Raw genomic sequence first — 20,736 nt, 5'->3', positions numbered from 1 at the left:
CTACTCACTTTTCTTCGGCGAGGATGTAGATACAAAGTCGATGATAACGCCGATGGCAAAAGCGAGGAGCGTGGGAACTACCCAGCCCAGGCCAACGTCTTGGCCGGGGGAGAAGTCAAGCGGGGCGCCGAAGGAGGTGGCGGCGGACCACAGGACGGAAACCCACAGCGCCAAGCGGAAGCCCCAGTAGAAGGTGACCCACTTCTTCACTACCGGCTGCAGGAGGGTCAGCACGATCAGCGAGATCGCCGGCGGGTACAAGAACACGATGAAGGGCATCGCGATGGCAAGCACCGTGTCGAGGCCCTGGAAAGCGAAGGCGATGGACAGTGCAGTAAACAGGCAGGCCCACAGGTGGTAGGTGGTCTTCGGTACGAGCAGGGCGAAGAACTCCGAGGTGGCGGAAATCAGGCCCACGGCAGTGGTCATGCACGCCAAGATGACGATGGCGGAGAAGACGGCCTGGCCGATATTGCCCATGGTGAGATTGGAGGCGTCGGCAAGCAGGGCGGCGCCGGACTCGTAGGAGGCACCGTTCGGCATGGTTTGGCCGATCCACGCCAGCCCCAGGTAGATGGCGGCGAGCAGGGCGCCGGCGATGACCGCGGAGAGAATGGTTCCGCGCAGCAGCTCACTATTCTTGGAAAAACCCTTGGAGCGCAGGGAGGTCACGATGACGATGGAGAATGCCAGGCCCGCGATGGCGTCCATGGTGTTATAGCCCTCAAACAGGCCGGTGACGAAGGGCGCGGAGGCGTACTCCTCGGTTGGGGTGCCGGGAACGCGGGGATTCGCCAGCGTGGCCAAGGTGATGAGGGCGGCGAGCAGGATGACCAGCGCCGGGGTGAGGAACTTGCCCAAGGTGTCGATGATGTCATTCGGGCGCCAGGCCAGGGCTAACGCGATAAGGAAGAAAACGACGTTGAAGGCGCCGTTGGCGAAGGTCCCCTCCCAACCCAGCAGCGGGGTAATCGCGGTTTCCATGGACACCGCGCCGGTACGCGGCAGGGCGTAGAAGGCTCCGATGGCTAGGTAGGCGATGACGGAGAAGGCCACGCCGAAGATCTTGCCGCCGTGGTTTCCGATATCGCGCACGGACTGGCCGGAAATGGCCACCGCGATCACCGCCAAGACCGGCAGGGCTACGCCGGCGGCGAGGAAGCCCAGGGTGGCGGGCCAGAAGTTGGTGCCGGAGGAGACACCGACCTCCGGCGGGAAGATGAGGTTGCCCGCTCCGAAGAACATGGAGAAGAGCATGAGGGAGGCAACGATCACGATGCCGATGGGCGAGCTCGTCTTCGAAGCAGACTGGGCGGGGGCCTGAACGTCATTTATGGACATTTTTCTAAGGATAATGCCCATGACATGAGATGTAAATTTTAGCTAAATGCTTTCTCCAGCCGGTCGAGTGCCTCTTCCAGCAGCTCGCGGGAGGTTGCGAAATTAAGACGGGCATGATGCTCGCCGCCCGTGCCGAAGGTGACACCCTCATTCAGGGCCACCTTGGCGTGCTCGCGAACCCACGCCGCGGGCTTCGGGTCATCCCCAATGGCGGTCTCGCTAAAGTCCAACCACAGCAGGTAGGTGGCCTGCGGGTGGGAAGTCTTGAGGCCTGGAACGCGCTTGGGCAGCTCCTCCACCAGCCAGTCGCGGGTCTTCTTCAGATACTCGATTTCCTCGTCGAGGAACTCCGCACCGTGGCGGTAGGCGGCCTCTGCCGCCAGCACTCCGAGCGTGCCGGTGCCGTCCTTGGCCACACCGCTCAGCGAGTTCCAGCGCTCGACATCCGCGGTGTTGGAGAAGATCACCTGCGCGCACTTTAAGCCCGCGGTGTTCCACGCCTTGGACGTGGCGGTGACGGTAATAACGCGGTCGGACAAAGCGCCGAGCGGGATGTGGCGGTCTTCGTAGACCAGTGGGGCGTGGATCTCATCGGAGAGGATGCGGGCATCGTACTTCTCCGCCAGTTCCACCAGACCGCGCAGCCAGTCTTCATCAAAGACGATGCCCAGCGGGTTATAGGGGTGGGAAAGCAGAATGGAGCCCGCACCGGCCTGGAAGGCACGTTCAATATCGTCGAGCTCCAGCGAGGTTTCAATCTTTTCGCGCCCCGCGGTCTCCGGCAGCTCCAGCAGAGGCGGGGAGGAAGGGACCGGCACGATGACCGGGCCCTCGGGGAAGGACTGCACGCCGAGCAACAGACCGCGCACGACATCCCCGATCCAGAAGATATGCTCCGGGCGCCAGCCGTAACGTGATTCATAAAAATCCGCCAGTGCCGCGTTGAGCTCGGAGGCCTTGGGCGCCGGGGTGTAGCCGAAGGATTCGGCGTCGACCGCCTCTTGGATGGCCTCCTTGACCGCCGGCGCGGTGAGGAAGTCTGATTCGGCGATCCACAGCGGGATGACGTCTTCGTCATAGACGGTCCACTTGCGGGTGCCGCGGGCACTAAGTTCTTTCAGGCTAGGGAAATGCATGCGCCCCACCTTACTCATCGGTGGCTTGGACGAATCCGTATTTTTTCAATCGCTGCCGGTCGGCGGCGGAGGCGGATTGGGTCAAACGCAGCAGCTCGGCGTAGATGCCGTCCGATTGCGCCAGCTCCGCTGGCGCGCCGATCTCGGAGATGCGGCCGCGGTCCAGGGTGATGATGGTGTCCACGTCCGCGATGGTGGACAAGCGGTGCGCGATGATGAGCGTGGTGCGGTCCTTCATGAGCTCGTCCAGACCGGCCTGCACGGCGCGTTCGGCCTTGGTATCCAGCGCCGAGGTGGCCTCGTCGAGGACGAGGATGGGGGCGTCCTTCAGCATGGCGCGCGCCACGGCCACGCGCTGTTTCTGCCCGCCGGAGAGCTTGAGGCCGCGCTCGCCGATGACGGTGTCGTAGCCATCGGGGAATTCCTCGATGAAGTCGTGTGCATTGGCACGCTTGGCGACGCCCACGATCTCCTCCATCGTCGCCCCCGGCTTGCCATAGGCGATGTTTTCCTTGATGGTGCCGGAGAACAGATAGGACTCTTGGAAGACCACGCCGACTGAGGCGCGCAGGCGCTCCGCGGTGAGCTCCGCGGCGTCGTGGCCCAGCACCGTTAGCTTTCCCTCCGTGGGCTGGTAGAGGCCCAACAAAAGATTGACCAGGGTGGACTTGCCGCCGCCGGACTCGCCGACGAGTGCGACCTTGTGGCCCTCTTGGGCGGCGAAGGTGATGTCGGCGACGACCGGCTTATCCGATTCATAGGAGAAAGACACGTCCTCGAAGGCGAAGACCGGGCCTTCGGTGGGGTGCAGCGGCTCGGCCGGGGTGAGGTCGAGCTCCGGCACGTCGGAGGTTTCAGCGGCGGCGACCAGCTGCGGGTTGACGGTGGGCTCCGGGATTTCCTCCATGACCTTGAAATAGTCCTTGGAGCCGGCGATGGCGCGCTGGCTAACATCCACGATCCAGCTCATCATGAACACCGGCTGCTTGGCCATGTTCACCAGCTGCAAAAGCATGACCATGTCACCGATGGAGAAGTGTCCCTCCAAGGTGCGCCAGAAGATCAGGCCGTAGATGCCTAAGAAGATCAATGCCATGGCCGCCCCGCGTGCGGTGTCCATGGAATGCCACCAGCGAGACTGCGGCTTCGTAGTATCTACAACCGTGCGGTAGTGCGAACCGAAGGAGGCCAGCTCGCGGGCCTCGGCAACGAAGGACTTAGTCACCTTCACCTGGCCGATGACCTCCGCGAAACGCCCATTGGCCACGTCGATATTCTCGTTCTTGATGGCCTCATACTTCTGCCAGCGCTCCGAGGTCAGCGCCGTGAGCCACATATAGATAGGGAAGAGGGCGGCCAGTAAGACGGCGAGCGGCCAGTAGTACACCGCGGTGATGACGAGCACGGCCGCGGCTTGGATGAGCATGACGAAGAAGTTATTGGAAAAGGACTGCAGGAACTGCGTAATATTCGCGATCGAGCGGTCCAGGCGCGCGATGATGGTGCCGGTGACCTGGTTGTCGTAGTAGCCCTGCGGCACGGAGAGCAGCTTGGCAAAGTAGCGCGTCGAAAGAATCTGGCGCAGGCGCGCGACCATGACATCGCCGATATAGCCGCCGATATTCTTCACCACGTTGCCCAGCGCGTCCGCCACAAAGAGTGCCACGACCCACCACAGGATGGTGCGCAGCGGGCCGCCTGCGACGACGGTGTCGGTGGCCTCGCGGAGGATAAACGGGGTCAGCAGCGACAGAATCGCGGTGACTGACGCGGTGATTAGGACGCCAAGATAAAACGGCCATAGGGCGGATGCGCTGCGGACGATGCGGAGAATAGAGTTCATCGCCGGCCGATGTTACGCCCTTAATAGGAATATCCAACCCGTCGACTAAGGTAGGGGAGAAACCGAAGTCGTGATGGAAAAGGATCCGCGGTGAAGAAATACCTCCCCCTAGCGTGCGCCCCGCTGTGTCTGGCTGCCTTGTCAGGCTGCAGCATCCTCCAGCCGCCGGACGTGGGCCCGCAGGACAACATCGTGGTGTCTAGCTCGGAGCCGCCGACCTTTGAGGCCAAGGATGTCGACACCCATGAGGTCACCTCCAACCTGGCGGCACCCGTCAAAGATGAGGGGCTCAACGTGGAGTTCGAGCTCCAGGGGCTGTACTCCGGCGGCGGCGGAACGGTGCTGACGGTGAAGATTCACAACCTCAACGAGTTGCCCCTGCCTGCCGACGCCCTCGCGGAACCCACCTTAGAGCGCGCCGACGGCAACGGCGGCTGGGCCACCGTGGATCCCGTCCCTTATGACCCGGAGGTCAACGTGGACCTGGCCGCGCCGGGCTTGGATCACCCGCTGGGCGCCGGTGCATCCACCAACCTTCAGTATGTCTATAACGTTGCCCCCGGAAACTTGTGGAACGCGCGCTTTAGCATCGGCAACGTGCGCTTTGTAGGAGATCTCAATCTATGACGGAACTCGTCGTTCTAGCCTCGCCGGAGGGCACACCCGCCGGCACCGCTGACAAGGCCGCCATACACACCGCGGATACTCCGCTGCACTTTGCTTTCTCCGCCTGGGTGGTGCGCGATGGCCAGCTGCTGCTGACCCGCCGCGCCCTGTCCAAGCTGACCTGGCCCGGCGTGTGGACCAATTCCTTCTGCGGGCACCCGGGCCCGGATGAGCCGACTGCCGACGCCGTCATACGCCGGGCCCAGTTCGAACTTGGCCTGAGCGGCACGCCGCGCTTGGTGCTTCCGGATTTTGCCTACCGCGCCGTGGATTCTTCCGGCGTGGTGGAGAATGAAATTTGCCCGGTCTACCTCTTCGAGACCGAAGATGATCCGACGCCAAACCCAGAGGAGGTCGACTCCTTCGCGTGGGCGCCAGTGCGCGACGTGCTCGCCGCCGTCGACGCCACGCCGTTCGCCTTTAGCCCGTGGATGGTGGAGGAGCTGACCCACCAGCCGCTGCGCGCGGCCCTGATGGCCTAGAGCAGGCTGCCATCCTGGGCAAAGGCCGCCGAAATATAATCCAAGCTGGCGTAGGCCACGCGGTTCTCGCCGTTATCCAGGTTGTATTCCCAGATAGCATGCTCCGGGCGGTAGGCCTCGAATCCGGGCTCGCCTGTGCGCACAAAATCTTGTAGCCACTGGGCCAGAGGCGTTCTGCCGAAGAGCGGGCGCAGCTCCTCGCAATGCAGCGCCGGGCCGGAAGAACGAGTAAATTCCACCATCCAGGTCTTACCCGGCGCCTTCTCCGCTACCTCTGCCGCCCAGCGGCGGATGATGGAATCACCCACCATCCGGCCCATCGGGCGCTCCTTGTCCATGTGCTGCGCCACCTGATACCAGGGCGTGAAGCCGTTGCGGGGGAAGCCGAAGCGCGGCGCCGCATAGCGCAGGATGAGGGCGCGGAAAGGGGAGCGGTCGACCTTCTGCGTGGCTGGGATGTTGTAGAACTCGTCGCGGGTGCTGGCGAGGATGAGGGGGACGTCGGCAAGCTGCCCACACTCCAGCGGGGCGGGGCCCAGCGCCATATCGAGACTGTACTTCTTGCGGAACTTGGCGTAGCCGGCGGCGAGCTCCTCCTGGCTCATCGCCGCGAGCGAGGAACGCGTGATGGGCTTCTTCATTACCTGACGCAGCGTGGCGCTGCGTTCCTCGAAGCTCTCGCGCGGGAAGCCGGGGGACAGAGCCAGCGCCCGCCGAAACGCCCCGCGGTAGTGGTCGCGCCGACACAGCCACAGCACGGCGTTGGCTCCGGCGGACTGGCCCAAGATGGTGACGTTGGTGGGATCGCCGCCGAAGGCCTCGATGTTGTTCTGGATCCATTCCAAGCCCAGCTGCAGGTCCTCGATGGCGCGGTAGCGGTCAGGCTCGTCATCGCGGAAACGGGCTAGCCCCGGCAGCCCCACGCGGTAGCCTAGCTGCACGTGGACAATGCCCGCCTGCGCAGTGGGCGTGCCCTCTGCCCGGGGATCCTCGTGGGAACCGTGCTCATAGCGGCCGCCGTGGATGTAGACCAACGTCGGCGCCAGGAACGTCGCGCGGCTGCCGGGTGCGGGGGTGGTGATGGTCAGCGCGATCTTCTCCGGGTGCGGGGTGCGCGCATCCTGGTCACGTGGCGGTGCGGGCTCAGGGTTCTCAAAATCCCCGGGGATATGGGAGTACTCGATGGAATGGAAATGGGCCACGTCCTCATCGAGGTAGCCGGTGATGGTGCCCGCGGGGCAGGTGACGGTGAAAGGTGCACGGCTCATGCACAACAGGCTACCCTGAGGGCATGGAATGGCTCGTGCAGGCGCCGGTGTGGGCGCAAATGGCGGTGCTTGCCGTCACCGCAGTGCCGGCCGCAACCGTGATGGGGTGGGGGTTGATGTGGGCCATCGACCGCGTGTACACACTCGTGGAGGGGCGGACTAGGATAAATGACCATGACTCCCGATGATCACCGCGAAGGCCTCTGGGACCCTGAGCGCTCCGAACACGTCCACCGCAAGCGGGCACTGCCTAAATCCCGAGTGAGCGTGACCCTGTGGCTGATGATCGCGCTCATCGTCGTGGTGGCTGTGGTGGGCGTCGTCCTGTAGCACTCCTTTAGTGCTCGGCCCCTGGCCTCTTGGCGGCTTGGGCGAGGCGCTGGTAGAGCTCCTGCTTCGGAAGATCCTCCAGGAGGACTGGCTCGCCGGCGGTGTTGCACAGCGGGATGCACCAGTTGGGGTACTGGTCCTTCGTCGTGCCCGGTTGGTTTTGCGCGCGCACGTCACCGACCATATCCACCACGTTGGTGACCGTCAGTGCGGAGGGGGTTCCCGCAATGTAGCGGTGCAGGGCAACCAGCACGTCCTCTTCGTTCTCGCGGTTCTCCAACATGCCATAGGCCTGCAGGTTATCCTTGACCTCCTCCTGCCATGCACGGTCCTCGGCCTCTTCCTCCGTCACCGGGCGGGTCAACAGGCCCAGGCGGGCGCGCAGTGCGATGTGGTCGCCGCGCAGGAAGGCGAGCGTTGGCGGCAGATCGTGCGTGCCTACAGAGGACATCGCCATGTGGCGGTATTGATCCTGCGGGCGCGGGGTGGGGCCTTCGTTGGCGTGTTCAAACCAGATGATAGTGGTGCCGAGTACTCCCATATCGCGCAATGCATTTTGCACCCAGGGCTCCAGGGTGCCCAGGTCTTCGCCGACGAGGACCGCGCCGGCGCGCTCGGCCTCGAGCGCGAGGATGCCGAGCATGGCTTCCCAGTCATAGGTCACGTAGGTGCCGTTGAGCGGGGTGGAGTGGCGCGGGATCCAGTACAGGCGGAACAAGCCCAGCACGTGGTCGACGCGCAGACCGCCAGCGTTGCCCAGCATCGTGCGCAGCAAATCGCGCCACGGCTCGTAGCCGGCCTCTGCCAGACGGACCGGGTGCCACGGCGGCTGCGACCAGTCCTGGCCCTGCTGGTTATAGTCATCCGGCGGAGCACCCACCGAGCACTGGGGAGCCAGGTACTCGGAGAGGTTGACGGCATCGGCACCAGCGGGGTGGATGCCCACGGCCATATCGGTGATAAGGCCGATGCTCATGCCGGCGTCGAGCGCGCGGCGCTGGGCGGCATCGAGCTGCTCATCGCAGAGGAACTGCAGCCAGGAATAGAACTCGGCCAAGTCGTTGACATCGAGGCTCAGCGCGTGGCGGCGGCCACTGTGGCGATCCAGCTCAGTCTCTGCACACCACAGCGCGAAGTTGCGCAGCCCGCGGCCTTCGCGGCGCTGGTATTCACTAAAAGCGGTGCGGCGTTCCGGGGTCATCTCCTGGTTGAAGAGCTCCTGCAGCACCTGCAGCTTGGCCTCGAAGATGGAATCACGGTCGATCTCTTCGGCAGACCGGTTGCGTTCGCGGAACTCGGCGGCGAGCTCGGCGACGTCCTCCTGAAGCTCCGGGCTGAGCAGCTTCAGCTCCGGAATATCCTCGATGCGGATGTAAATCGGGTTGATGAAACGCCGCGTGGTGGGCAGGTAGGGCGAATCCTCCACTGGCGGGATTGGCTCGCCCGCGTGCAGTGGGTTAATAAGGAGGAAGTCATAATCGGGAGCCAAGGTCTCCGCCAACTCGGCGAGGTCCCCGAAGTCACCCATGCCCCAGGACTTTTCCGAGCGCACCGAATACAGCTGCGCCATGGCACCCGCCGCGGGGTGGTCAAGGTAGCGATCCGCCGTGCTGAGGTGATTCGGCACGACGATGAGCGGGCATTCGTGTTCGCCGATGCCGGGCGAGGACAAGCGCAGCTTGTGAAAACCTAAGGGCAGGTCCCCGGGAACGTGGAAGCTGGCCTCGCCCCACATGGTCCCGGCGACGTCGGCAGCCGGGGCGTCGTTCGGATCCTGGTAGGTCGGCCGCGTCTCGCCGTTTTCCAGCTCGATGGTGACGGTGACGGGGTCGCCGTCGTGGACGTGGACGGCAAAGGACTTTTCGGCGCCTTCGCGGGCCACCACGCAGGGCGGCAGCGGGCGGGAGGCGCGTTCGAGGTAGTCCTCGAACAGGGCTTGGGTCAGCTCCTCATCGTCCGGACGGTCTGAAATAGAGACGCCGAGTGCACGCAGCGTATAGGTGATTGTCTCATCGCTGACGTAGACGGGCTGTCCGTTCTGGGCGGTATACTCGCAGGCCACACCGTGGCGTTGGGCAAGTTCTTGAAGCAGATCACGGGTAGTCACATCCCCCAATTGTGCCACGCCCTCCCTGCGCGCGGGAGAAATCCGATTGGTAGAGTGGGCTGGAATTTAATTTTTGTGGGAAAGGACACAACTGTGACTTTGAATGAAGCGCACACGAAAGTGGAGTTCGAGATCAAAGACGGGGAGACCTGCCTTACCGCCATGATGGCCACGGCGCACGCCCGCCCACATGGCGTGCTGTTTACCCGCCCCGCGAATTATGAGTGGATCAACGTCACCGCCAAGGAATTTGTGGAGGAAGTCTACGCGGTGGCCAAGGGCCTCATCGCTTTCGGCGTGGAGCAGGGCGACCGCGTGGCGCTTATCTCTACCACCCGCTATGAGTGGTCCCTATTGGACTACGCCATCTGGGCGGCCGGTGCTATCTCCGTTCCGGTGTACCCCTCTTCGTCCATGTCCCAGGTCCAGTGGATCATCGAGGATTCCGGGGCCATCCTGGCCATTACGGAAACCCGCGAGCACTCCGAGCTGGTCAAGCACCTGAAGCTGCAAGAGGATGGCACCCCACAGTTGCACGGCTCTCCTTCCCAGCTGCGCCGCATCCTAGAGATCAACTCTTCCGCCATCGATACCCTGAAGTTTGAAGGCCGTGATGTCAGTGACGATACTGTCGACCAGCGCATCGAGGCCACAGCTACCGATGACGTGGCCTCGCTGGTCTACACCTCCGGCACCACCGGACGGCCCAAGGGCTGCATGTTGACCCACCGCAACTGGCTCGCTGAAGCGCGCGGCCTGCTGACCAACCCAATCGGTGCCATCGCCGTGCCGGGCTCCCACGTTCTGACCTTTTTGCCGCTAGCGCACGTCTTTAGCCGTGCGGTGTCCCTCGCGGTCACCATCGGTGGTGCGTCCCAGAATCACTGGTCCGACTTTGGCACCATCACCATCGAGTTCGCGCGTTCCCGCCCGAACCTGATCCTGGGTGTGCCGCGCGTCTTTGAAAAGGTTCGCAACGGCGCTTCCGCCAAGGCCCACGGTTCTTCTGCAGTCAAGGGCGCCATCTTCGACCGTGCAGAGAAGGTCGCCATCGAGTACTCGAAGGCACTGGATACCCCGGAGGGGCCCAACCGAGTTCTTAAGGCCAAGCGCAAGGCCTATGACAAGCTGGTCTACGGCGCCATTCGTCAGGCCATGGGCGGCGAAGTCAAGTACTGTATCTCCGGTGGCTCGGCCATCTCGCAGGACCTGTTGCACTGGTACCGCGGCATCGGCGTGACCATCTATGAGGGCTACGGGCTCACGGAGACCGCTGCGGCCGCCGCCGTGGACTTCGTGGACCAGTCCATCGGTACCGTCGGCCCGCCGCTCGGTGGAACGACGCTGCGCATTAATGACGACGGCGAGATCATGATCAAGGGCGATATCGTCTTCAAGGGCTACTGGCAGAACGAGGAGGCCACCGAGAACGCCCTGCAGGACGGTTGGTACAACACCGGTGACCTGGGTGAGATTGATGAGGACGGCAAACTCGTTATCACCGGCCGCAAGAAGGACCTCATCGTCACCGCTGGCGGTAAGAACGTCTCGCCGGGGCCGATGGAAGATATCCTGCGCTCCCACCCGCTGATTTCCCAGGCCATGGTGGTCGGCGACGGCAAGCCGTTCATCGGCGTCTTGCTCACACTCGATGAGGATGCGCTCAAGCGCTGGAAGGCCGATCACAACATTTCTGCGACCAAGGGCATGCGTGAGGTGGCAGCGGATCCGGCACTGCGCGCGGATATCCAGGACGCCATCAACCAGGTCAACGCTACGGTCTCCCACGCCGAGGGCATCAAGAAGTTCGTCATCCTCGACCAGGACCTCACCGAGGAAAGCAACGAGCTCACCCCCACGATGAAGGTGAAGCGCTATGTCGTGGCGCAGCGCTACGCAGCGGATATCGAGCGCCTCTACGCCGGCAAGAAGTAACGTCGGCGCAGGTACGGTCCGGCGGAATGCAGCCGCTGGACGGAGTCTGTGAATTCCTTCGGAGTGTCGCGCAGACCCACGGGAGAATCTCTAATAGAGTCAGCGGGGTCAGAAAAACTCTAAACCTCAACTAGAGGTTCTCGCGGAAAGGGTAGCCTATGCACAAAATCGCAGCCGAGCTGCGCCACCGTGAGCTGACCCAAGAAATCTATAACATCGGCGACGAAGTCGTTGACTACATCGAGCACCTCATCGAGGCCATCGAGGACTGGGATGATGAACTTTCCCTCGACTGCTTGGCTGAGCTGGGGGACATCGTCGAGGACGCCCGCGTGGATTCCGGGCGCTGCGTGGGCGAGCTCATCGGCTTGCGCCACGCGCTGGTCTCCGGGCTGAAGTCCGGCACCATCTCCGCTGCTTCCTCCGGTGACAATGATGTCGAGGAGCCCAAGCAGCTTACCGCCCGCGCATTGGCTGAGGGCCTGCCCATCTCCGGCCCGCCCGTTGTGGTCTCGGAGCTGGCAGAAACCCTGCGTGGCCGCACCGCCGCGGTGGCCGCCTACCTGCGCGAGCTCGTCGAGTACGTGCTGGCGCAAACCGACGCCGTGGCCCGCAACCTCGATGTGGTCTCCTTGCCGAACCTGTACAAGCGAGCCGGCGAGTCCGCGCTCATCGCCGTGCAGGCTTGGCGTCACACCGTCGTTGAGGCGCACCCCGCCTTCGTGCGCACCATGCGTGGGCATAACCCGCCGCCCTTCCTAGAGGAGCGCGCGCGTATTGACGCCGTCGTTGCCCGTGTGCGCGCCAAGCGCCAGAAGAAGGCCGCCACGACCGCCTAGTCGCCGCATTACAGACTTCCTTGTTGCCAACGCACAAGGATTACCTACGAAGAGCGCCACCGAGATTCCCTCTCTCGGTGGCGCTCTTCGTTGCTAGTGTGGCACGAATAACTTTGCGTGCCACCGTTTAGCTTCCTGTGCCACGCTTAGCTTCGTGTGTCATCGTCTAGCGCGTAAGCGCTAGACCCCTGGGTTCTTCGACGCCGGCACGGCCTGGTCCAGCTGCTCCGTAATCTGCGGCCACAGCTGACCCATGATGTCATCCCAGGTCAAAATCCACACCGTCTTGTCCTTGGTGGGCTTGCCCACGACGACGAGTTGCTCGTTGCGAGCGCGCATCTGGTCCAGAGTCTTCTGCACGGTGGAGGAGGAGCCTACAGCTAGTGCTGGGCGGGAGAAATCCAGCACCGGGGTGTCCGGGTCCGCCAGCAGGGTATCGCGCACGTGGACGATGCGCGGGATGCGCGAGGTGCGCGGGTAGACCAGCACGCGCATGATGGATTTGCGCACCACGAGGTCATGAAGCTCAGCCACGGTGGCATCGGAGGAAAGTGGCAGGATTTCCGAGCCGTGCTCGCGGGCCAGCTGCGCCGCGGTGGCGGCTTCCAGTTCGATGACGCCGGTGATCTGGTTGGCGGAGTCGTCGTCAAGCGTGCCCGTCAGGCGCGAGTGCTCGACGAGGTGCCGCAGGGTCTCCGCGTCATAGCCGGCGGCACCAGCACGGTCGACGGGTTCTTCGCCGGTCATCGTCACCAGCTTGTTGGCCATCTTGTTGATCCAGAGCAGCAGCGGACGGAAGAGCCAGATGAAGCCGCGGGCGGGCACCGCAATGAGCTGCAGGGCGGTCTCTGGGTGGGCGATGGCCCACGATTTCGGAGCCATTTCACCGATGACCAAGTGCAGGAAGGTCACGACGAACAGGGCTAGCAGGAAGGAAATGACGTCAGCAACGCCCAGCGGCAGGCCGAGAGCCTCCAGCGGGGTCATGAGCAGGTGATGGACCCAGGGCTTGGTCACGGCACCCAGGACGAAGGTCGCGGCGGTAATGCCCAGCTGGGCGCCGGCCAGCATGACGGTCAGCTCATTAAGCGAGCGTAGGCCCGCGCGCGAAGCCGCCGAGGATTCCGCGGTCTCCTCCAACCGGTTGCGGCGCGCACCCATGAGGGAGAACTCGATGACCACGAAGAAGGCGGAAGCGGCGATGATGAGCAGAGTGATAAGGAGGTTGAACCACCAGGTATCAGTCATTAGTCATCTTCTCCTTCCGGGAATTCCTCCACCAGCTCGAGTGCCAGGACGGAGGGGACGTGGCGGTCGATTTCCTCGACGCGCACGTTGAGCGTGCGGGTGGGGGCCTCGTCGCCGTCGACCCAGTCTTCCGGTTCGGCCTCGAGCTCGATGGAAAGCTCCTCGCCCTCCTCCGGTAGCGTGCCGGAGTGCGCGATGAGCAGGCCGGCGACGGTCTCGAAATCGCCCTCTGGCAGGTCGTGGCCGATGGCGCGCTCGATCTCGTCGATGGGCGTGTCACCGTCGACGATCCAGTGCGTCTCGTCCTGCTCGGTGATTTCTTCGGTCTCTTCGAGGTCGTGCTCGTCGGTGACATCACCAAGGATTTCCTCGGCTAGGTCCTCCATGGTCACAATCCCGACGAAGCCACCGTATTCGTCGATGACGCAGGCGAGTTTCTCGTCGGCGTCGCGAAGCTCTGTGACGACGTCGGGAAGCGGCATGAGCTCCGGCACCACCACGGGTTCCTTCATGATTTCTCGAGCCGGGGTGGCCGGAGGCAGCTCAGTGCCCAGCACATCGTAGAGGTGCACCACGCCGATGGGATTGTGCTCATCGTCGATGATGGGGTAGCGCGTGTGGTTTTCCGACATCATCTCGCGCACTTCACCGATGGTGGTCTCCGGCTCGATGACATCCACGCGCGAGCGCGGAATCATGGCGTGCCCGACATCGTGCTCGGGGAAATCGAGGAGGCGGTCGAGGACCAGGTAGGTGTCCTCATCCAAGTCGCCGGCCTCGTGGGAGGCATCCACGATGGATTCCAGGTCATCGGTGGTGGCGGAAGAATCAACGTCCTCCACCGGCTCGATGCCGAAAACCTTGAGCAGGGCGTTAGAGGAGTACTCGAAGAAGTGGACCAGCCATCCGAAAATCCGCAGGTACCACATGGTGGACGCGGACAGCCACAGCGCCGACTTCATGGGGGCGGCGATGGTGTAGTTCTTGGGGAAGAGCTCGGCGAAGAGCATCGTGAGAACTGTCGACACCGCCAGCGCGGTGACCGTGCCGATGGCGACGGACACGCCCGTGGGCACGCCCACGCCGCCGAGCAGCTGGCCTAGGCCTTGGCCCACGAGGGGCTCGGCCACATAACCAATGAGCAGGCCCGTAATCGTAATACCCAGCTGCGCACCGGAGAGCATGAAGGAGGTCTTTTGCGTGATTTTTAAGGCGCGCTCCGCGGGCTTATCCCCGGTCGCCGCGCGCTGGCGCAGCTGTGTGCGGTCCACCGACATGAAGGCGAATTCCTGCGCCACGAAGTAGGCGTTAGCCACGATAATGAGAGCGATGACGGCGAAACCCGCCACAATCATCAGGATGGCAGATAACACGGCTTACCCCACCGCCTTACGTAGGCGGTGGGGACATCGACTCGGAGGTTCCACGAAAAAGGGGGCCTTTCTTAACTATCGGGGATTGCAAATATGCACTATAGACTACCGCTTCAACGGCTTAGTCGGTTATTTTGTTCCCCATGGATCCCTTCGGTCTTTATATTCACGTTCCCTTCTGTGCCTCCCGCTGTGGCTATTGCGATTTCAACACCTATACGCCCGGTGAGCTGGGAGGGGATCTGACCAGCGGTTATCTGGCTGCGCTGGAGAAGGAACTGGATATGGCGGCGGCGCAGGTGGGGCGTGAGGCCGAAACGGTTTTTATTGGCGGCGGCACGCCGAGCCTGCTGGGCGCGGACGGCCTGGGCCGTGTCTTGTCGAAGATCCGCGACACCTTCGGCCTCGCCCCAGGCGCGGAGGTCACCACGGAATCCAACCCGGAATCCACCTCGCCGGAGTACTTCGCCGGGCTTCTCGACGCCGGCTTTACCCGCCTCTCCCTGGGCATGCAATCCGCCTCCCCAGGGGTGCTTGCCGTGTTGGAGCGAGCCCACACGCCGGGCCGCGCCTTCGATGCCGCCCGCGAGGCCATTGCCGCGGGCTTCGAGCACGTTAACTTGGACATGATTTATGGCACGCCGACAGAAGAGGACGCCGACGTTGCCCTGACCTTGGAGCGCGCCCTGGAGACCGGGGTGGATCACATCAGCGCGTATTCACTCATTGTGGAGGACGGCACGCGTATGGCCCGCAAGGTGTCCAAGGGCTTGCTGCCCGCCCCAAATGAGGACGTGCTGGCCCGGCGCTATGAGATGATCTCCTCCACGCTCGAAGCTGAAGGTTTCGAGTGGTACGAGGTCTCCAACTGGGCCAAGCCGGGTGGGGAGTGCCAGCACAACCGCATCTATTGGGTGGACGGCAATTGGTGGGGCGCGGGTCCGGGCGCCCATTCGCACTTGGGCAACGAGCGCTTCTTTAACGTGAAGAACCCGCGGACCTACATCAAGGCGGTAGGTGAGGGCGAGTTGCCGGTGAAGGAGCGCGAGCAGCTCACGGAGGCTGACCGCCATACCGAGCGCATCATGTTGGGGCTGCGCCTGCGCGAGGGCATCCCCGCTTCCTGGCTCGCGCCGGCGGCTGAGCCCGTGGCCGCGCGTTTCATCGAGCGCGGCCTGCTCGAGCGCGCCGAGGACCGCCTCCGCGTGACCAAGGCTGGCCGCCTGCTCGCGGATGGCATCATCACTGACCTCCTCGTCGCGGAAGACACTGCCCGCTAGTTTGCCTCCGCGCCCCCGTTGGCGGGCTTGACTCACAAAATGGTCCCTATAGTTGGGTCCTCTTGCTTTGGTCCCTTTACGGCGAAAAGGGACCATCTATCGCAGGAAAGGCGCCCGCAGATGGTCTCTTTGCACCGATAAGAGACCAGACTAAAGGGACCATCCGTAAGGACCATCAGTATTCGAGCTATCTGGAAGCGCATGATGAACCCTTCTTGAAGCACATTATGGAACCACCCGGAAGTTGTGGCGGACTGCCAGCGTGCCTAGGAAGATTGGCACCAGCGTCCACACTTGCCCGCCAGAACGGATAGCCTTAAAGACATGTCTAGCTCCACCGATGCCCGCCGCCAAGAGGTCCTGCGCGCCATCGTCGCGGACTACATCGCCTCACAATCGCCCGTCGGCTCCAAGGCCCTGCTCGAGCGCTACCAGCTGGGCGTGTCCTCGGCGACGATTCGCAATGACATGGCCGTGCTCGAAGCCGAAGGGCTCATCGCCCAAGAACACGCCAGCTCCGGGCGCGTGCCCACGCAGAAGGGCTACCGCCAGTTCGTCGATACGCTGCACGATGTCAAGCCGCTTTCCAAGGCCGAGCGCCGCGCCATGCTCACCTTCCTCGAGGGCGGCGTGGATTTGGAAGACGTGCTGCGCCGGTCTGTCCAGCTGCTGGCCCAGGTAACTAAGCAAGCGGCCGTCGTACAGATGCCGAACCTCAAGGTCTCCCGCGTCAAACATTGCGAGGTCGTCGCACTATCACCGGTGCGTCTGCTCTTGGTGCTCATTACGGATAATGGGCGCGTTGATCAGCGCAATGTGGAGCTCGATGATGTCATCGACCCCGAGCAGACCCACCGCCTGCGCGATATCCTCAACACCGCCCTGGAGGGAAAAACGCTCACGGAAGCCTCGGTGGAGCTGGCCGCGCTTGTCGACGACTCCCCGGCCGACATCCGCCCTCACCTCCTCAAGGCGGCGACGACGCTGATTGAGACCCTCGTGGAGCAGCCCTCCGATCGCCTGATCATGGCGGGTACGTCCAATCTCACCCGCGTGGCCTTGCCCGAGGGTCTGCCGTCGATCATCGAGGCGCTCGAAGAGCAGGTCGTGGTACTCAAGCTGCTGGCCCGTGTGCCGGACTTAGGCAACGTATCGGTCTCTATCGGTGAGGAAAACGAAGCCGATGAGCTGCGCCAAACCTCCGTCGTGGCCACGCGCTATGGTTTCGGCACCGGCGAGGATGCGGCGGCGCTTGGCGGGTTAGGTGTTGTCGGGCCGACATATATGGACTACTCGGGAACAATCTCCAAGGTCTCTGCCGTTGCACGCTATGTGAGTGAAATTTTGGCGGGCGAGTAAGCTGGCCCGTCGGATTAGATTTAGAATCAACGAGATATAGAAGGATGACAGTACGTGGCTCGTGACTACTACGGCATTCTTGGAGTAGAAAAGTCGGCGTCCGACGCCGAGATTAAGAAGGCCTACCGCAAGCTGGCGCGCAAGTACCACCCGGACGTCAACCCGGGCGATGAAGAAGCCGCGGAGAAGTTCCGCGAGGCCTCCCTTGCACAGGAAGTTCTGCTGGATCCGCAGAAGCGCCGGGTTGTGGACATGGGTGGTGACCCCATGGAGGAGCGCGCGGCCCAGGGCGGCGGCTTTGGTGGTTTCGGTGGCGGTGGCCTCGGGGATATCTTTGCCGAGTTCTTCGGTGGGGGAGCAGCTTCCCGCGGCCCGCGTTCCCGCGTGCAGCCGGGCGATGATGCGCTCCTGCGCACCACTATTACCCTCGAGGAGGCCTATAGCGGCGTCAAGCAGCAGGTCAAGGTGGATACCGCTGTTGTCTGTGACCGCTGTGAGGGAACCGGTTCTGAGTCCAAGTCCAAGCCGGTGACCTGTGATCACTGCGGCGGCATGGGCCAGGTCCAAGAGGTCCAGCGCAGCATGCTGGGCAACATGATGACCACCCGCGATTGCCCGAAGTGCTACGGCTTCGGCGAAGTAGTCACCGATCCTTGTGGCCACTGCGGCGGCGATGGCCGCGTGCGCAAGCGCCGCGATATTACGGTGAATATCCCCGCCGGCATTGGTGATGGCATGCGCATCCGCATGGCGTCCCAGGGCGAGGTCGGCCACGGCGGCGGCCCCGCCGGTGACCTCTACGTCGAGGTGCACACCGAGCCGCACCCCGTCTTCGAGCGCAACGCCGATGACCTGCACCTGACCGTGCGCGTGCCCATGGTGGATGCCGCGCTGGGTGCTTCCTGTACCGTCGAGCAGCTCGACGGCGAAGAGCTCACCATCGATATCGCGCCGGGCACCCAGCCGGGCGAGTCCATCACCCTCCAGGGGAAAGGCATGCCGCGCCTGCGCACGGACGGCTTTGGCAACCTTCACGCCCACGTGGACGTTGTCGTCCCGACTGACCTGGATAAGAAGACCCGCGAGGCACTGGAGAAGGTCCGCAACGCCGGCCACGGCGGCACCGAGGTGCACCGTGCCGGGGATGGCCAGGGCGAGTCCCTCTTTAGCCGCTTCCGCGATAAGTTCCGCCGCTAATGTCTTTGCCCGTCTTCCTCCACCCGGACCTGTCCCTCGCTGAAGTCGGCCAGCCCGTGGGCCTTGATGGCGCGGAGGGCCGCCACGCGGTCACCGTCAAGCGCATGGCCCCGGGCGAGAGCCTGGTGCTTATCGACGGCTCCGGGCGCCGCGCCACCGCCACCATCACCGATACGCAGGGCAAGGACACGCTGGCTGCGCTTGTCGACGACCTCGTGATCATCCCCGAGCCCTCCCCACGCGTCGTGGTGGTCCAGGCCATCCCGAAGTCGGAGCGCGCCGAGCTCGCCGTCGACCTGGCCACCCAGGCCGGGGCGGATGAGATCATTGCCTGGCAGGCGGATCGCTGCGTGTCCAAGTGGGATGCGAAGAAGGCCCCGAAGGCGCTAGCCAAGTGGGAATCCGCGGCCGTGGCTGCCGCCAAGCAATCGCGCCGAGTGCGCGTACCGGCGGTGCGCGGCCCGCTGACCACGCGTCAACTGTGCCAGGAGATTTCGGGTGCACGAGCCTTGGTTCTCCACGAGGAGGCGGAGATCCGTCTCAAGGACCTAGAGGACCTCGGCTCCGCCGAGACGATCTACCTGCTGGTGGGCCCGGAGGGCGGCATCGGTGCGGAGGAACTAGCCCGCCTGCAGGACGCCGGTGCGACGGCGATCAAGTTGGGGCCGGAGGTGTTGCGGACGGCGTCGGCAAGCATGGTGGCCTTGGCCAGCATCGGCACCCTGACCGCGCGCTGGTAGCCTTTTGGGCGTGCCTATTATCACCACCAAGTTTGATCTCGATTCCGCCTACCTAGCCACGGTGCTCGGCCCGGCGGACGATAACCTGCGCGTTTTGGGCAACCTCGTGGGCGTGGACCTCTTTGCCCGCGGTACCACCATTACTGCCGCCGGCCCCGATTATGAGGTAGCCCGTGCGCGCAAGGTCTTAGAGGAGCTCGAGGCCATCGCGCGCCGCGGCCATCCGGTGAGCACGGATACCGTTAAGCACACCCTGGACCTGGTGGCCGTGGAGGCCCCGGCGTCTGTGTCCGAGACGCTCGCGGCCGATATCGTCTCGCGCCGCGGCAAGGCTGTGCGGCCGAAGACTCTTGGGCAGTCGCGCTATGTGCAGGCCATCGATGAGAACACGATTGTCTTCGGTATCGGTCCGGCCGGTACCGGTAAGACTTACTTGGCGGTGGCCAAGGCCGTGCAGGCCCTGCGCGCCAAGCAGGTCAGCCGCATTATCCTGACCCGCCCGGCCGTGGAAGCGGGGGAGAAGCTGGGCTTTCTGCCTGGCACTTTGAACGACAAGATCGATCCTTATCTGCGCCCGCTGTACGACGCTTTGCGGGACATGATTGACCCGGAGATGATTCCGAAGCTCATGGAGGCCGGCATCATCGAGGTCGCGCCCCTGGCTTATATGCGCGGCCGCACGCTCAACGATGCCTTCGTCATCCTCGACGAGGCCCAAAACACCACGCCGGCGCAGATGAAGATGTTCCTGACTCGTTTGGGCTTTGGCTCCACCATTGTGGTGACCGGCGATATTTCCCAGGTGGACTTGCCCGGTGGTCAGGTCTCTGGGCTGCGTCTGGTGCGCCGCATCCTGAAGGGCGTGCCGGATATTCACTTCGCGGAGCTGGGCTCTGCTGATGTGGTGCGCCACCAGCTGGTCGGGCGCATTGTCGAGGCCTACGATAACTTTGCTGAGCAGGAGGAGAAGAAATGAGCATTGAATTCATCAACGAGTCCGGTTATGACGGCGTCAACGAGGAGATGCTGATCGACGTCTGCTCTTATGCCCTCGGCCGCCTCGACGTGAATCCGGATGCCGAGTGCACGATTACCGCGGTGGACCTGGATACCATCGCGGAGCTGCACGTGCGCTGGATGGACCTGGAAGGCCCGACCGACGTTATGAGCTTCCCCATGGATGAGCTCACCCCGGGCGCTACCGCAGGCCGCCCGGACGCGGTGGAGGCCGGCCCTGCGATGCTGGGCGATATTGTGCTTTGCCCGGAGTTTGCCCAGCGCCAAGCCACGGCGGCCGGCCACTCACTGGGCCACGAGCTGGCTTTGTTGACCGTGCATGGTTGCCTGCACCTGCTGGGCTATGACCACACGACCGCCGCGGAGGAGAAGGAAATGTTCGGCCTGCAGAACGAGCTGTTGGCGGACTGGTATGAGGACCTGGCAGCACGCGGCGTGAGCTACCAGCCCAAGCCTTCTGGCCCGAAGGCCTTCCCGGACGCCGCCGAGCGTGCCGAGCTGGATAAGGAAGTTCCCGGCGGCGGCATTTAAAGTAGCCCTAACGTTGAGGTGCGTGGTGGGGAGTAGCACAATAG

General features: G+C 63.6%; 19 protein-coding genes. 12 read left to right on the top strand and 7 right to left on the bottom strand.

The features are described from left to right. Genes brnQ through RDN59_RS00500 form a run of 3 tightly spaced genes read right to left on the bottom strand, consistent with a single transcriptional unit; the run spans position 1 to position 4,320 of the window. Positions 1 to 1,341, bottom strand: coding sequence for a branched-chain amino acid transport system II carrier protein (brnQ, locus tag RDN59_RS00510; RefSeq protein ID WP_308606080.1), 1,341 nt, complete (start codon positions 1,339 to 1,341; stop codon positions 1 to 3). Between the two features lie 38 nt (positions 1,342 to 1,379). After that, on the bottom strand, positions 1,380 to 2,477 hold the full coding sequence (locus RDN59_RS00505) for an aminotransferase class I/II-fold pyridoxal phosphate-dependent enzyme (protein ID WP_308606079.1): 1,098 nt from the start codon (positions 2,475 to 2,477) through the stop codon (positions 1,380 to 1,382). Between the two features lie 10 nt (positions 2,478 to 2,487). Beyond that, entirely contained in the window at positions 2,488 to 4,320 is a 1,833-nt protein-coding gene (locus RDN59_RS00500; RefSeq protein ID WP_308606078.1) for an ABC transporter ATP-binding protein, read from the bottom strand. A gap of 90 nt (positions 4,321 to 4,410) precedes the next feature. Between RDN59_RS00500 and RDN59_RS00495 the strand changes: the two genes are divergently transcribed. Together RDN59_RS00495 and idi are read left to right on the top strand one after the other, a co-directional pair. Beyond that, positions 4,411 to 4,947, top strand: a complete 537-nt coding sequence (locus tag RDN59_RS00495) for a hypothetical protein (RefSeq protein ID WP_308606077.1) — start codon at positions 4,411 to 4,413, stop codon at positions 4,945 to 4,947. Continuing rightward, positions 4,944 to 5,468 (top strand): isopentenyl-diphosphate Delta-isomerase, encoded by a 525-nt coding sequence (gene idi, locus RDN59_RS00490; protein WP_308606076.1) that lies wholly within the window; start codon positions 4,944 to 4,946, stop codon positions 5,466 to 5,468. The genes RDN59_RS00495 and idi overlap by 4 nt, the downstream gene beginning before the upstream one ends. Here the strand turns inward: idi and RDN59_RS00485 are convergent. Then, positions 5,465 to 6,736, bottom strand: a complete 1,272-nt coding sequence (locus RDN59_RS00485) for a carboxylesterase family protein (RefSeq protein WP_308606075.1) — start codon at positions 6,734 to 6,736, stop codon at positions 5,465 to 5,467. The genes idi and RDN59_RS00485 overlap by 4 nt on opposite strands. Positions 6,737 to 6,759: 23 nt before the next feature. Here RDN59_RS00485 and RDN59_RS00480 point away from each other — a divergent pair, with 23 nt between their 5' ends. Together RDN59_RS00480 and RDN59_RS00475 are read left to right on the top strand one after the other, a co-directional pair. Next, the gene (locus RDN59_RS00480) at positions 6,760 to 6,924 is read left to right on the top strand and encodes a hypothetical protein (protein ID WP_216381656.1); all 165 of its coding nucleotides are present in this window, start codon (positions 6,760 to 6,762) and stop codon (positions 6,922 to 6,924) included. Continuing rightward, positions 6,911 to 7,066, top strand: coding sequence for a hypothetical protein (locus tag RDN59_RS00475; RefSeq protein WP_168162657.1), 156 nt, complete (start codon positions 6,911 to 6,913; stop codon positions 7,064 to 7,066). Before RDN59_RS00480 ends, RDN59_RS00475 begins: the two co-directional genes overlap by 14 nt. A 7-nt stretch (positions 7,067 to 7,073) precedes the next feature. Here RDN59_RS00475 and malQ read toward each other — a convergent pair whose 3' ends face one another. Continuing rightward, a complete protein-coding gene (malQ, locus tag RDN59_RS00470; RefSeq protein WP_308606074.1) occupies positions 7,074 to 9,173 on the bottom strand; it encodes a 4-alpha-glucanotransferase in 2,100 nt (699 codons plus the stop codon). A 93-nt stretch (positions 9,174 to 9,266) separates the two neighbouring features. Between malQ and RDN59_RS00465 the strand changes: the two genes are divergently transcribed. Together RDN59_RS00465 and RDN59_RS00460 are read left to right on the top strand one after the other, a co-directional pair. After that, positions 9,267 to 11,108 carry a long-chain fatty acid--CoA ligase gene (locus RDN59_RS00465; protein WP_308606073.1) on the top strand — a complete coding sequence of 614 codons (1,842 nt, stop codon included), beginning with the start codon at positions 9,267 to 9,269 and terminating at the stop codon, positions 11,106 to 11,108. A 158-nt stretch (positions 11,109 to 11,266) separates the two neighbouring features. Further along, on the top strand, positions 11,267 to 11,947 hold the full coding sequence (locus RDN59_RS00460) for a hypothetical protein (protein ID WP_070513599.1): 681 nt from the start codon (positions 11,267 to 11,269) through the stop codon (positions 11,945 to 11,947). A 180-nt stretch (positions 11,948 to 12,127) separates the two neighbouring features. Here RDN59_RS00460 and RDN59_RS00455 read toward each other — a convergent pair whose 3' ends face one another. Then, positions 12,128 to 13,195, bottom strand: coding sequence for a hemolysin family protein (locus RDN59_RS00455; RefSeq protein ID WP_308606072.1), 1,068 nt, complete (start codon positions 13,193 to 13,195; stop codon positions 12,128 to 12,130). Beyond that, complete coding sequence (locus RDN59_RS00450; protein ID WP_308606071.1) at positions 13,195 to 14,568, bottom strand: hemolysin family protein; 1,374 nt, start codon at positions 14,566 to 14,568, stop codon at positions 13,195 to 13,197. Before RDN59_RS00450 ends, RDN59_RS00455 begins: the two co-directional genes overlap by 1 nt. Positions 14,569 to 14,711: 143 nt before the next feature. Here RDN59_RS00450 and hemW point away from each other — a divergent pair, with 143 nt between their 5' ends. The 6 genes from hemW to ybeY all read left to right on the top strand — a co-directional run bounded on the left by hemW (position 14,712) and on the right by ybeY (position 20,692). Then, positions 14,712 to 15,848: a radical SAM family heme chaperone HemW gene (hemW, locus tag RDN59_RS00445; protein WP_308606070.1), complete on the top strand. Its 1,137-nt coding sequence runs from the start codon at positions 14,712 to 14,714 to the stop codon at positions 15,846 to 15,848. Between the two features lie 324 nt (positions 15,849 to 16,172). Then, on the top strand, positions 16,173 to 17,207 hold the full coding sequence (gene hrcA, locus RDN59_RS00440; RefSeq protein WP_308606069.1) for a heat-inducible transcriptional repressor HrcA: 1,035 nt from the start codon (positions 16,173 to 16,175) through the stop codon (positions 17,205 to 17,207). Between the two features lie 54 nt (positions 17,208 to 17,261). Continuing rightward, positions 17,262 to 18,404: a molecular chaperone DnaJ gene (gene dnaJ, locus RDN59_RS00435; RefSeq protein WP_308606068.1), complete on the top strand. Its 1,143-nt coding sequence runs from the start codon at positions 17,262 to 17,264 to the stop codon at positions 18,402 to 18,404. Continuing rightward, on the top strand, positions 18,404 to 19,144 hold the full coding sequence (locus RDN59_RS00430; protein ID WP_308606067.1) for a 16S rRNA (uracil(1498)-N(3))-methyltransferase: 741 nt from the start codon (positions 18,404 to 18,406) through the stop codon (positions 19,142 to 19,144). The genes dnaJ and RDN59_RS00430 overlap by 1 nt, the downstream gene beginning before the upstream one ends. A 10-nt stretch (positions 19,145 to 19,154) precedes the next feature. Next, complete coding sequence (locus tag RDN59_RS00425; RefSeq protein WP_308606066.1) at positions 19,155 to 20,120, top strand: PhoH family protein; 966 nt, start codon at positions 19,155 to 19,157, stop codon at positions 20,118 to 20,120. Next, positions 20,117 to 20,692: an rRNA maturation RNase YbeY gene (ybeY, locus tag RDN59_RS00420; RefSeq protein ID WP_046649037.1), complete on the top strand. Its 576-nt coding sequence runs from the start codon at positions 20,117 to 20,119 to the stop codon at positions 20,690 to 20,692. Before RDN59_RS00425 ends, ybeY begins: the two co-directional genes overlap by 4 nt. Positions 20,693 to 20,736 lie beyond the last annotated feature (44 nt).

The organism is uncultured Corynebacterium sp. (assembly GCF_902489365.1).
Lineage (GTDB): Bacteria > Actinomycetota > Actinomycetes > Mycobacteriales > Mycobacteriaceae > Corynebacterium.
This window is presented reverse-complemented; position numbering and strand designations above follow the sequence as displayed.